Genomic DNA, 12933 nt, shown 5'->3' with positions numbered 1-12933 from the left:
AGATTGTGTTTATACCTTACAATCTTAAAATAGCGTATACAAGGTCGTTGAAAGGTAGTGATTTCAATACTTATAGACGAACAAAGACATCGTGATTTATTAGAGAGAAATAGAGAATTAAATACTAAAATAGATGAATTAAATGAAGAAATACTTTTTTTACAAGAAGAGAATAAAGAGTATGAAGGAGTTTTGGAGAAGTGGCAAAATGTAAAAGGAGAAATTAAATCTGCTTATGAAATTAGAAGAAGATTAAATAGAAAACATGGAAAGTTAGAAATGATATGGCGTAAAATCGAGGATTTATAATGGATACAAATAAAATATATGAGAAAAAAGAATATATTATTATTAAATCTAAAACTGGATATATTGTCTACAATACAAATAAAAAATTTGAAGAAGGTCATACTCATTTAAAAAGTTATAATGTTGCTAAAACAGCTATAGATTTAGTTATTAAGAGAAGAATTCCTAGAAGCTATTCTGTTTATTTTCTTACAAGTTTGATGAGAATATCTAATGATATACAGTATATAAATGATATTATGAATATAAGAAATAATAAAAGGTTAAAAGAGAAATATATAAATTCTAAGAATGTAAAAAAAAACTATTGAGAACTTAGAAGGTATATGATACAATATAGCTATAGATAAAATAGAGAAGGTAAAAAAGAAGAAAAGATACTATTGTTGGATAAAAAAGTAATTAAAATGATAATTTCAATATGATTAGGGGGTATCTATGAGGTGTAAGAACATGCTAATAACAGGAGCTTTAATAGTTGGTAGTACAATACATGTGTTTGCTAATACAGAAGATGTTATTAATAATAACATGAATAAGGAACTTATGGCAGGTACGGCAAGGAATATTAATTTAATGTATAAAAATGAATGGGAGAAATATAAGAATAGTTCTAAATATAAATTAGAAATTAAAAGAATTAACTTAGAAAAAGAATTAGGGATAAAAATAGAAAAATTAATTCCTATGAGATGGGAAGTGAGTTATTATACTTCTTTAAACTGTGAAAATAGTAAATATGGAGCTATTACAGCTACAGGAGAAAAATTACGATATGGGTTTGTGGCCAATAATCATCTTAAATTTGGAACTAAAATATTAGTTGATGGAAATTTAAAAGTAGTTAAAGATAGAGGTTCTAATAAGTATTTTGGTAATTCTAATGCTATAGATGTATTTGTACCAAGATTAGATGGAGAGGATGATTATAAGTATTATAAAAGGGTGAACAATATGGGAAGACATTACAAAGAAGGCTATATTATAGTAGAAAGTTAGGAGTTGATAAATTGAATGTAAGTGGAATAAAAATGCCAGGAATTATTGATGTTTCAAATGTGTATGTTTATGGAATTAAAGAAAGTATAATTGCAAGTGGTTATCCGATGCAACAAGATCAGATTAAAGATATGAAAAAAGTAAATATTTCAGAAAAAGATTTAAAACGCTCAAGTCAATTAGGCAAATCAAAACAAGGTTCAGGTCATGATTGCTTTTCTAAAGGAATTATCATTCAAATGGATTTACAATGGTCAGAATATATGTGGAGACAATGGGACAGATATCATCATAATGATTATGTATCTAGTCAAAGCAAAATGCATAGATTAACTAAATTTAATATTGATGGTATGTGTAATAAGTATGTTGATAAAAATACAATAAATTTCCTGAATGAATTGATTTACGATTATAATAATTTTCAGGAATTAAAATTAACCGCATCTGATGAAGTCACTCTTAGAAATGGAGAAAAAGTTGAAGCCACAAAAGAAACTCTTTGGAAAATTATAATATCAAATTGCCCATCAGGATTGATGTTAACTGCAAGAGTTACATTAAATTATCTACAAATAAAATCTATGATAAATCAAAGAGAAAATCATAAAATGGAGGAATGGAGAATTCTGTGTGACTTTTTTAAAACACTACCAAAATATAAAGAATTAATGATGTAATAGTTTTGTTAGCAATTAAATTTTAAATATAAAGGAGAAGTGGGTATGGCAGAAAAAAGAATAAATTATAATCAAGTATTTGTATCAGGAGAAGTTTTAGACATATTAAATATAGCTAGAATGAATCAAGGAGCTAGTCAAGAAGCAATAAGATTTACATTGAAGGTTGAGACAGCACCAAATGAATCTGTAAATGTAGATTACTTTACATCAATGTTTAAGTCAGATGGCTCACCAAATCAAATGTTTTTAGGAATAGAGACAATAGCAAATGAAATAAAAACTAGAGCAGAAGATGGAAAAGGAGATATAGTTAGATGTGTTTGTTCATTAGATAATAACTTATATTATAAAGATGGTGAAAAGAAAGAGAGATTCCAAATATCAGGAACTTTTTGCAATAGAGAAAAATATGATGACAAAGGTAATCCAATTGATGACAAGGGGGAAGTAGTAAAATCAATAAAAGCAAGTCAAGTCTGGAGAGCATATACATTAATTGAAAATATAGAAGAAAAAGAAGATGGCTTAGGTAAGTATTTAGAGATTAAGGGTCTAATTAATAAATATGGTAAGCAAGGTTGTAATGTGACATTTAGAATACATAATGAAGATATGATAGAAGGATTTAAAAGTTTATATAAAATAGGAGATGTTGGTCTTCTTGAAGGTACAATAAAATCTATGGTTACTAGTAAATCAGCAGGGTTTGGTTCAAGAATTAAAAAAAGTGCTTTTACATTTTTAGAAATAGAAGGAGGAGACGAACCACTAAAAGATGGAGATGAAATATTAAGTGATAAAAATTGTCCTTTCACAGATAAAAATATAGAGGCAATGAGAGAAAAAATAAAAGAAAAAGATGAAAGGGAGAAACAAAGAGATATTGATAAAAATGGTAAGACTGTTGAGATAAGTGATGATGATGTACCATTTTAAATTATAAATTAAATAATCTATTAAAAAGGAGAGATGTGAATGGAAGTTAAAGAAGGAATAATTAATGATGATTTCAAGAAAGTAGTAAATGAGGAAATAAAGAAATATATGTCAAATTTATATTCAGATAGAATTGAAGGGTTAAAAGAAAGTAATAGCCAAATTGAGATAACAAAAGCATTAATAGCCTTTCATTTAGATATAGAATCAATCCCAAAAGACAATACCAATCCATTTTTTAGGTCTAAATACGCAAATCTGGATACAATTCTTAAAGCAGTAAATCCATTATTAGCAAAACATGATTTAATACTAATGCAATCAGCAGAAGATGCAGGTAATGATAAAGTATATATAAAAACCAAACTTAAACATTCATCAGGTGAATACATAGAGTCAAATTCTGCACCATTTAAACCAGCCAAGACTAATGATATACAAGCTAGAGGAGCATTAGAAACTTACTTAAGAAGATATGCAGTTCAATCAGTATTAGCATTATCATTCGAAGAAGATGATGATGGCAACTCTTTAACAAACAAATCAAAAGGCAAATCAGAGGAAGAAAATTCAACTGTTAAGAAAAGTAGAGTGTAAGTAAAAAAATGCTACCTCTTAATGGGGTAGCAATAAATACATAGCATAAGGAGGGGAAAATTTGAATTGTAAGTGTAAGGTTTGTAAGAAAAAATTAAATACAAAAGATGCTTATAAAGTAGAACATATTACATCTGGAGGAAAAAAACGAAATATATATTATTGTAATGAACATGAATATAGAAAAGAGCAGCAGGACATATATTTCTGGAAACAATGTCAACTTGGTATAGATTATATTATGGGATATAAAGTTATAAGTAATCAAAAAAATAAGATGTTACAAGAGATAATAAAAAGTGGTTATACAAGAGAAGAATTATATGACTGTGTACTTGAGAAAAAAGATGAAATTATAGAATTACTTAACTACAGAAAAGATATAGAAGAAGAGTATCCTAAATTATGCTATGTATTTACTATGTTAAAAGGGAGTATTAGAGATATAACAAATAGAAATAGAAAAGTAAAAGATGAAAAAGAAAATGAAAAGATGTACAAAGAAAGTGAAAAATATTATGAAGTAATTGTTCCGAAAAAGGTACTTACTAATAAAAGAAAAAGTCTATTTGAAAAAATTAAAGAGGTGGATTAATGAGTGCTTATGAGAAAATAACAAGTGACAGAGGTATTATAGAGACTTTAGTTTTAGGGACAATGCTAAAATCATTAACTCTTTTTAGTGAATATAAAATTAGTGAAAGTGATTTTATAATAGATAAAGTAAAATTCTTTTTCTCCTTAGGAAGAACAATGTCTAAAACTCATAGTGAACTTGATGAAGCGAGTGTAGCTAAATTTGTATCTTCAAATAAACTCAAATCTGAATATGAAAAATATGGTGGTTGGAATAGTTTATCATCTGCTATGGAATATGGAAAAGAATCCAATATATCAGCATATATTGATGATTTAGCTAAGAATAATCTATTAATCGCCTTAGATGAAAGAGGTTTTAATATAATAAAAGAAATGGAACATAAAGGAGAGAAATTTATTCCATTTGAGTTATTCCAATCTATAAGTTGTAGAGAAGTTGAAGAGTTTTATGAAGGGTTAATATCTTCATGTAGTGTAAATTCTATAAAGAATAATATGAAGGTAGAAAATCTTTTACTTACCAAAGAAGATAGAGAAAAATTAAAACAAAAAACTGAAGCAGGAACACCTTATAATATCATTTTTGAATATAATGAAAAAGAAACAGAATTAAGTGATAGTGAAGAATCTAAATATATATATGGTCTACCAGTATTATCAAATAGAACTAATGGACTTGGTAAGGGTGGAGGAATAAATATAATATCTGGATTTTCAGGAATAGGAAAAACTACATTATTGTTCTTTAATTATATATTAGCTATGATATATCAAGGTGAAAAAGCAGTTATATTTGCTAATGAACAAAAGTCTCAATATTTTAAAAGTATGTTAGTATCATTTATAGCATATAACATATTTAATTATCATGATTTAGATAGAAATAAAATTGACAATGGAGATTTTACAGACTTTGAAGAAGAACTTATGGAAAAGATAGAAGCCTTTTTAAAAAATAGAGGTTTTGAAGAAAGTTTAAAATTTATATATATGGAAGAGTTTGAAATATCTGAGATACTAAGAAAAAGTAAAGAACTTGTAGCACATGAGGGATTTACTGTAATAGCAGTTGATACATTCAAGTCAGAAAATTCCTCAGATACAAATTATACAGGACGATTAATTGAGAACTCTAAGCTACTAGACAATTTTGGAAATAAATATAATGTAATAACACTATTGTCTATGCAATTAGTAACAGCTCAAGAAAATAAAAGTTCCTATCTATCAGCTTCGGATTTAGCAGAAGCTAAAGCTGTTAAAAATGTTTGTGGTCTATTGATGCTTATGAGAAAAGTGGTTAATGATTTAGAGTTAGATTCAACCAATAAAAAATTCTTTTTAAAACCATATAGGCTAAAATATAATAAGCTAAAAAAGACTACTGAAAGAGAGTATATCCAGTTTGATATAAAAGATTTACAAAAAGAATACAGATTATTATTTTTAAATAAGTCAAGAAGAGGTCAAGATGGAGATGTGATTCTACTAAGATTTTATGGTAAGACTGGTAGATTTGAAGAAATAGGAAGGTGTGAAAAAGTCTATAGAGGACAATTGTCATACTAGGTGATGACTATGGAAATAAAGGATTTAACTAATCAACAGGTGATAAATTTTATGGACTATTTAGGTTCGGACTTGTCTCCTAAAAGCAATGATAGACAGTTAATATTTAATACTTGTTTATGTCATAATGGAGATTCATATAAATTATTTTATTATACAGAAAGCAAAACATTTCATTGCTATAGTTCTTGTGGTCACATAGGGAGTTTAATAGATTTATTAATACATATAAATAAATATGAATTTAAAGATGCTGTTAATGAAATAAAAGATTTCTTTGGTATTTCAAATCAACCAATGCTAAGAAAAGGATTTAGAATAAAGAAAAAATTAAAACAAGATGATATTAAAGATATACAAATAGAATTACTTCCTACCCCTAAAAAGCCATATGTATATAAAACTTTTCAGCAAGTTCCAATTAAAGAGTGGGAAAAGGAAAACATCTCTTTTAAAGCTCTTAAAACATATCAAGTACATTATAATCCATATGAAAATCAAATAGTGATTCCACATTTCTGTTGGCATGACAAAGATAGACCTGTTGGTATTAGAGTGAGAAACTTAGATGAAGATAAAGCTAAAAGTTTTGGCAAATATATTCCATTATGGTATGACAATAGGTGTTATAATCATAGACTTAGTCTTAATTTATATGGATTAAATATCAATAAACAAGCCATAAAGAAATGCAAAAAAGTAATAGTATTTGAAGGTGAAAAATCAGTCTTACAAATGGCTACTATGTATAAAAATAATCCTTCTGTAGCTATATGTGGAAGCAATTTTAGTAGAGAGCAAAAGAAAATATTGATAGATTTAGGTATTGAAGAGTTAATTATAGCTTTTGATAGACAATTTAAAGTTAAAGCTGATGAAGAATATGTTGCATGGAAAAATAAAATATGTAAGCTAGTTCAAGATATTAGAGAAATAGTAAACATAAGTGTAATTTGGGATAAAGATAATTTGTTAGAGTACAAAGATAGTCCTAGTGACAAAGGGAAGAAAGTGTTTGAACAATTATTAAAAAATAGAATAAATATAATACAATTTGAAGGAGTGGTTAAATGAGTGAGGTTGCAAGACAGGTAGTAGATGAAATAGTTAGAATAAGTAGCTTAGAAGTTGCTAAGATGATGGGAATGACATCTAAAGATGGGCATAGAGATTTAATAAGAAAGATAGAAAAAATAAATATAGTTTTTGATTCGGAAAAAATTCCGAATGAAATATATTGGTTGGAGGGTGAATATGAGAATAGGGGAAAATTTTATAAAGAATATTTAGTATCTAAAAAAGGTTGTGAATTCCTTGCACATAAAACAACTGGAGAAAAAGGGGTATTGTTTACTGCTAAATACATGGAACGATTTGAAGAAATGGAAAGAATTATAAAAGGACAAAAGTTAGAGCTATCAGCAAGAGATAAAGGAATATTAGATATAGTTAATTCTAAGTCGGATATAGAGCAAGCAATAGCAATAAAAACTTTTGAAGAAGTTGTAACTGCACCTCTTATAGAAACAATAGAAGAACAAAAAACAGATGTTCAATTTGCAAATAGGATTAGGACAGATGGAAGAAAAGTCTATAGCATATCACAAGCTTCTAAATTGTTGAAACTTCCATATGGTAGAAATAAATTAATGGAAAATCTAAGAAATTTAAAAATACTTCAATCAAATAATGAGCTTTATCAAACATATATAGATAGAGATTATTTATTGGTAGAATTAAATGAAACTGGAAACAAATTAGTTATAACTCCTAGGATAACTGGTAAAGGAATGAAATGGTTAGAAAATAAATTAAGAGGTAAATTACTTGCGTTAGCATAATAGGAGGTGGATATATGATACAAGAAGTCAGACAAGAAGTGTTATTACAAAATGGAGACGTATTACATACAGGAGACATTATAAATGTAAAATATAAAACTATGGAAGATATAAAAGAACAATTTTGCAAGGGAAGATTAAAAAATGTAGATGAGCAATTTATTCAACTAGATATGAGTGAAAAATATAGTGCAGCAGAAAAAACAATCTATGCATGGGATTTAATAGATATAAAAAAGGTGAGTGATGAAAATGAAAAAGATAATTAATAGTAAGTATAGAGCATTGTATTTAATGATATTTTTCTTGATTTTTAACTTAGGGTACAGTTTATATTTTGGAAGGAATACAGATATAGGCTTTTATTCTAGCCCCTCTTGCATAACTGAATATATATTAGACATTATAACTTCTATAGGAATATTCTTCTCTATGATGTTAGCTGGATTTGATATGATAGAAAAACTTATAGAGAGATTGAATGATACTGTGAAGGAAATAGAAAATGAGGTGGATTAATGGAAAAAGAATTATATAGCTTTAGTAAATTAAATGCATTTCACATATGTCCATTTCAGTACTATCTTACATATATTAAAAATTTAAATCGAGAACAAAATTGCTATGGTTATTATGGTAATGAATTACATAGTTTACTAGAACAATTACAACAAAGAAAAATAACAAATCAAGAAGCTATTCAAAAGTATAATGAAGTTATAGAATATGCAAATCTAATGGATTACGACTTTCCTACACCAAATTCAAGAATTAATTATTTAGAATGTATTATGCATTACCTAGAGAACTTCACTCCAATTGAGTGTGATAAATACTACATAGAAGAATATTTTGAGTTTGATATTCAAGGTGTTACAATAAGGGGTTATATAGATTTATATTACATAATAAATAATAAAATCTATGTCATAGATTACAAATCAAGTAGCAAGTTTTCTAAGAAAGACTTATCTAAAAAAGCTATGCAGCTTATCTTATACGCAATATATCTTAAAAAAAAATATCCAGATAAAATAATTGAATATGTAGCATTCGATATGTGTAAGTATATGAAAAATAAAAAAGGAACTTTAATTGAAAGAAATAAGATTGAAAATATAAATAATTATGAAAGAGCTATAGTTAAAATTAGATATACTAAAGAGCTGGAACAACAGTTAATTAACTTTGTTGTTGATACAGTTAATCAAATAAAACAGCTAGATTTCAACGATAAGAGTGATTGGTGCAAGAATGATGACAAAAGTAATCAGTTCTTTTGTAAAACTCTATGCTCTCATTATGAGAAGAGTTGTAAACCTAAGGAAAATAAGGGGTTCAGAAATACTAAATCACAATAAAATGTGAATTTTAATAAGATTGGAGAGTGTTTTAATGAATATACCAAAAGAAGTAAAAGTTGGAGGATTGTTTTATAAAATAGAGGAAACAGAAGAACCTATTTTAGTAAATAATCAGTTGTGCTATGGATTAGCAGACTATGGAACTGAAACAATAAAGTTATCTAATAATTTGCAATCAGAAAGAGTAAAAGAAGCTACATTTTTACATGAGTTATTCCATTGTATATTTAGAGATAGATGTATAGAGAGTGAAGATGAGGAATATTTAGTAGATGTATTAAGCAAAGGACTTCATCAAGTGATTATTGATAATCCTAATATATTTGAACTTAAGGTGAATATAGATGGATAAATTAAAAAACATATTTGTATTTTTAGGATATTCAGGTTCAGGTAAAGATAGTATAGTGAGTGAAATCTCAAAGCAATTTAATATACCAATTCTAACATCTCATACAACAAGACCTCCCCGTAATTACCTAGAAATCATTAATAAAACATACCATTTTGTAGATAATAAATTCTTTAAGAAAGAAAAAAATAACTTTATAGAAATGAGAAAATATATAGTCCATGATGGAAGCACTTGGTTGTATGGCATACATAAATCTGAATTAGAGAATAAAAGATATGCTTTGTCTATAGTGGATGCAAGTGGGTATAAGGCATTAGAAAAATATTTTATAGGAACAAAAATTAGATTAGTACCATTTTTTATAAATGCAGATGAAGATACTATAAGGAAAAGATTAATAGATAGAGGTGATAATCCTAAAGAAATTGAAAGAAGATTAGCTGATGATAAGATTAAATTTAAAGAGTTTTTAAATAGTGAAAACTACATTGTAATAGCAAATAATTTAAGTATCACTAATGCAGTAGAGCAAGTTAAAATACATATGAAAGAGGGGATTCAATGGTCTTAGCCTTAGATGTATCTATGTCCAGTACTGGATGGGCAGTTATAAATAGTAATAAAGAAGTATTAGAATATGGAAAAATAGTAACTAAAAAAGATAAATTCAAGTCTGAAGATGAGCGAATGTGCCATATCTGTAATACAATTCAAGAGATAATTACAAGTCATAACATTAAAATAGTCTTAGTTGAAGACCAATTCACTTCACGCAACTCTAAAACAATTCTTAGTTTAAGAAAACTCTTAGGAGCAATAATGAGAACTGTTAAATTAAATAACATAGAGATTGAATATATGTATCCAGTTTCTATTAGAAAATATCTTATGAATAGTGGTAAGGCTAAAAAAGAAGAAGTAGCTGTTTATGTAAGAGAAAATATTATTGATATTGGAGAGTACATTGATAGGACTTGTAAGGCTAAAACAAGTGACATATATGATGCTATAGCACTTGGGATAGCTTATTTAAATAAAGTTGGTGATGCTAAGTAAATGAGTGTAACTATAGTTGATAGTATGTGTGGTACAGGTAAAACAAGTTGGGCAATACAAACAATGAATGAAAGTTTAGATAAAAGATATATTTACATAACACCTTATTTAGATGAAGTAAAAAGGGTTATAAAAGGTTGTTATATGAGGAAGTTTTATCAACCAGAATCAAAAAAAGGAAAAGGAAGTAAATTAACTCATTTTAATAATCTTCTCTCAAGAGGATGTAATATAGTTTCTACTCATGCTTTATTCAGAAATATTAATGAAGAGACTCTTAAGCTACTTAAAGATAAGAACTATACTCTGATTTTGGATGAAGTAATGAATATAATTGAACGTATTTCAATTGATAAAACTGATTTTAGGATGCTCTTTAATGATGGAGTTATAACGGTTGATGATAGTACAAAGAAAATGTATTGGAACTCTAGTGATAAGAATTACAATGGAGAGTTTATAGAATTAAAAAATGCAATAGTAAATGGAGATGTTTACTTTGTTAGAAATAGTCTTGCTATGTGGCATTTTCCAGTAACTATATTTAAGGAATTTCAAGAAATATACATAATGACATATTTATTCAAAGGTCAGATGCAGCGATACTATTATGATATGAATAACATAAGTTACAATTATAAATCAGTAAAAAATATAGATAATAGATATGAATTAATAGAATATAAAGATGCTAATAAAGATCCATATAAAAAATTAATTAATATTTGTAATAATGAAAAGCTAAATATGATTGGCCAAGAAGGCAAAAATTATCATCCTTTATCAAGCACATGGTTTGAAAAACAAGTAATAAATAAAACAGATGCTTTAGACGTATTAAAGAAAAATATTTATAATTATTTTACAAATGTATGTAAATCTAAAGCATCTGAAAATGCTTGGACAGTATATAAAGATTATTTACATAAATGTAAAGGTAAAAGATATACAAAAGGGTTTATAGCTTTTAATGCAAGAGCTACAAATGAATATAGAAATAAATCTGTGTTAGCCTATTGTATAAATTTATATATGAATCCTATTGAAAAAGGGTTTTTTATAGATAGGAAAATAAGTATCGATGAAGATTCATGGGCTTTGGCTGAAATGATTCAATGGATATGGAGAAGTAGAATAAGAGAAAATAAAAGTATAGATATTTATATACCTTCATCAAGAATGAGGAATTTGATGAAAAATTGGTTAAGCACTTTTGAAAAATAAAAAGTGCTAAAATCAAAAATTTTGCTCTTTTTAGCCTATAAATATAGGGTTTTAAAAATGAGGCCTTAAAAAAGATTATATAAAAGTGCTAATATTGAGATATATTATAGCGAAATCAACACATTTGGAGATAAAGGCGTGGAAGAGTGCTGTATTACACTAAGATATGCTTATGTCCTAAATGAGATTTTATAAAAAGGGAGATTAAATTAATGAGTATAAATGTTAAAATAAAAAAATTAAGTCCAAATGCAATAGTACCATCTTATGCAAAAGAAGGTGATAGCGGAATAGATTTATATACATTGGAAGATACAGTGATTCCAGCTAGGTCAGCAGTAGCAATTCCTACAGGTATAGCGTTAGAAATACCATATGGATATGAAATGCAAGTTAGACCTAGAAGTGGTATAAGTTTAAACGGTGTTAAAAAACTGTTTTTTGTTGAAAATAAAGCAACAGAACAAATTATTATGTGGCATGAAAGCAAGGATGGTAAAGTATATCCAACTGTAAGACTGGGTACAATAGATTCTGGGTATAGAGGTGAAATCAAAATAATTACATATAATGAAGAGGATTTTGAGATTGTTATTCCTGAGCATACTAAACTTGCACAAGGAGTATTTCAACAAGTTCCAAGAGCTATATTGAAAGTCGTAAATGAATTAACTAGCTCTGAGAGAGGAAATAATGGATTTGGAAGTACAGGGGTAAGATAGGAGGGGCGTATGTATACTGTTAAAGATGTAATAGATGTATTAAAATCTACTAGAAATTGTAATCTAAGGTGTAATAATTGTATATTAAATAAAAATATAATTATAGGTCAAATAGAAAAAACGTTATGTGAGTTGTTAGAAGAAACAAAAAAATCTCTTAAACTATCTTATTCAAGTGTTGACTTTGATAAGCAAATTGAAGTTCTAAAAGAAGTGGATGACATTATATTTAAATGTTATGACAAAACTTGTCATAAATGTGTATTTGGAGAAGAGGTAGGTAATTTATATAACTCTTGTGATATATTAGAAAAGATATGTACTGAATTGAACAAAAAGACATGTAGATTAATAGAAAAAATTAATTATTATTATGATACTTATGAAAAATTATATTGCTTAGAAAATATTGAAACTGGAGAGAAATTTGTTGTTGATGAAAATCAAATAAAGAGATATAATATCCTCAATACTAATTTTGGAGGTGCTAATATGTATAAATATGATGATTATGTTAATTTAACAAATAGTATAGAGTTACCAGAAGAAATTAGAAATAAATGTGTTAGAGTTGTAATGACATTAGGGAATATGCAAGATATTATGGTTGTTCATAAGTTTAAAACGTATATTGTTAATGAAAGATATATTGAAAAAGTAGCTTAAATGATTGAGTCA

Annotated in this window: 19 protein-coding genes; all 19 read left to right on the top strand. The window is 26.9% G+C overall.

Going from position 1 to position 12933, the window contains the following annotated elements:
* Positions 1-57: 57 nt before the first annotated feature.
* The 19 genes from KGF36_RS12105 to KGF36_RS12015 all read left to right on the top strand — a co-directional run bounded on the left by KGF36_RS12105 (position 58) and on the right by KGF36_RS12015 (position 12921).
* Entirely contained in the window at positions 58-309 is a 252-nt protein-coding gene (locus tag KGF36_RS12105; protein ID WP_227828934.1) for a hypothetical protein, read from the top strand.
* Positions 309-620, top strand: a complete 312-nt coding sequence (locus tag KGF36_RS12100; protein ID WP_227838723.1) for a hypothetical protein — start codon at positions 309-311, stop codon at positions 618-620. The genes KGF36_RS12105 and KGF36_RS12100 overlap by 1 nt, the downstream gene beginning before the upstream one ends.
* A gap of 127 nt (positions 621-747) precedes the next feature.
* Positions 748-1308, top strand: coding sequence for a hypothetical protein (locus KGF36_RS12095; RefSeq protein ID WP_227828936.1), 561 nt, complete (start codon positions 748-750; stop codon positions 1306-1308).
* 11 nt (positions 1309-1319) lie between these two features.
* Positions 1320-1988: a hypothetical protein gene (locus tag KGF36_RS12090; protein ID WP_227828937.1), complete on the top strand. Its 669-nt coding sequence runs from the start codon at positions 1320-1322 to the stop codon at positions 1986-1988.
* A 45-nt stretch (positions 1989-2033) separates the two neighbouring features.
* Positions 2034-2927 (top strand): hypothetical protein, encoded by an 894-nt coding sequence (locus KGF36_RS12085; protein WP_227850810.1) that lies wholly within the window; start codon positions 2034-2036, stop codon positions 2925-2927.
* A gap of 39 nt (positions 2928-2966) precedes the next feature.
* Complete coding sequence (locus tag KGF36_RS12080) at positions 2967-3524, top strand: ERF family protein (protein WP_227828939.1); 558 nt, start codon at positions 2967-2969, stop codon at positions 3522-3524.
* 61 nt (positions 3525-3585) lie between these two features.
* The gene (locus KGF36_RS12075; RefSeq protein WP_227828940.1) at positions 3586-4119 is read left to right on the top strand and encodes a hypothetical protein; all 534 of its coding nucleotides are present in this window, start codon (positions 3586-3588) and stop codon (positions 4117-4119) included.
* On the top strand, positions 4119-5693 hold the full coding sequence (locus KGF36_RS12070) for a DnaB-like helicase C-terminal domain-containing protein (RefSeq protein WP_227828941.1): 1575 nt from the start codon (positions 4119-4121) through the stop codon (positions 5691-5693). The genes KGF36_RS12075 and KGF36_RS12070 overlap by 1 nt, the downstream gene beginning before the upstream one ends.
* Before the next feature lie 9 nt (positions 5694-5702).
* Positions 5703-6767 (top strand): CHC2 zinc finger domain-containing protein, encoded by a 1065-nt coding sequence (locus tag KGF36_RS12065; protein ID WP_227825698.1) that lies wholly within the window; start codon positions 5703-5705, stop codon positions 6765-6767.
* Positions 6764-7534 (top strand): Rha family transcriptional regulator, encoded by a 771-nt coding sequence (locus tag KGF36_RS12060; protein ID WP_227850809.1) that lies wholly within the window; start codon positions 6764-6766, stop codon positions 7532-7534. Before KGF36_RS12065 ends, KGF36_RS12060 begins: the two co-directional genes overlap by 4 nt.
* Positions 7535-7548: 14 nt before the next feature.
* Complete coding sequence (locus tag KGF36_RS12055) at positions 7549-7803, top strand: hypothetical protein (protein ID WP_227828943.1); 255 nt, start codon at positions 7549-7551, stop codon at positions 7801-7803.
* The gene (locus KGF36_RS12050; RefSeq protein WP_227828944.1) at positions 7787-8053 is read left to right on the top strand and encodes a hypothetical protein; all 267 of its coding nucleotides are present in this window, start codon (positions 7787-7789) and stop codon (positions 8051-8053) included. Before KGF36_RS12055 ends, KGF36_RS12050 begins: the two co-directional genes overlap by 17 nt.
* The gene (locus KGF36_RS12045) at positions 8053-8895 is read left to right on the top strand and encodes a PD-(D/E)XK nuclease family protein (RefSeq protein ID WP_227854764.1); all 843 of its coding nucleotides are present in this window, start codon (positions 8053-8055) and stop codon (positions 8893-8895) included. The genes KGF36_RS12050 and KGF36_RS12045 overlap by 1 nt, the downstream gene beginning before the upstream one ends.
* Before the next feature lie 34 nt (positions 8896-8929).
* On the top strand, positions 8930-9250 hold the full coding sequence (locus KGF36_RS12040; RefSeq protein ID WP_227828946.1) for a hypothetical protein: 321 nt from the start codon (positions 8930-8932) through the stop codon (positions 9248-9250).
* Complete coding sequence (locus KGF36_RS12035) at positions 9243-9824, top strand: guanylate kinase (RefSeq protein WP_227828947.1); 582 nt, start codon at positions 9243-9245, stop codon at positions 9822-9824. Before KGF36_RS12040 ends, KGF36_RS12035 begins: the two co-directional genes overlap by 8 nt.
* Complete coding sequence (locus KGF36_RS12030; protein ID WP_227828948.1) at positions 9815-10309, top strand: crossover junction endodeoxyribonuclease RuvC; 495 nt, start codon at positions 9815-9817, stop codon at positions 10307-10309. Before KGF36_RS12035 ends, KGF36_RS12030 begins: the two co-directional genes overlap by 10 nt.
* A complete protein-coding gene (locus KGF36_RS12025) occupies positions 10310-11533 on the top strand; it encodes a hypothetical protein (protein ID WP_227828949.1) in 1224 nt (407 codons plus the stop codon).
* 212 nt (positions 11534-11745) lie between these two features.
* A complete protein-coding gene (locus KGF36_RS12020) occupies positions 11746-12255 on the top strand; it encodes a deoxyuridine 5'-triphosphate nucleotidohydrolase (RefSeq protein WP_227828950.1) in 510 nt (169 codons plus the stop codon).
* Positions 12256-12264: 9 nt separating this feature from the next.
* The gene (locus tag KGF36_RS12015) at positions 12265-12921 is read left to right on the top strand and encodes a hypothetical protein (RefSeq protein WP_227854763.1); all 657 of its coding nucleotides are present in this window, start codon (positions 12265-12267) and stop codon (positions 12919-12921) included.
* Positions 12922-12933 lie beyond the last annotated feature (12 nt).

Origin of the sequence: Clostridioides sp. ZZV14-6009, from assembly GCF_020658095.1 — a bacterium.
Taxonomy (GTDB): domain Bacteria; phylum Bacillota; class Clostridia; order Peptostreptococcales; family Peptostreptococcaceae; genus Clostridioides.
This window is presented reverse-complemented; position numbering and strand designations above follow the sequence as displayed.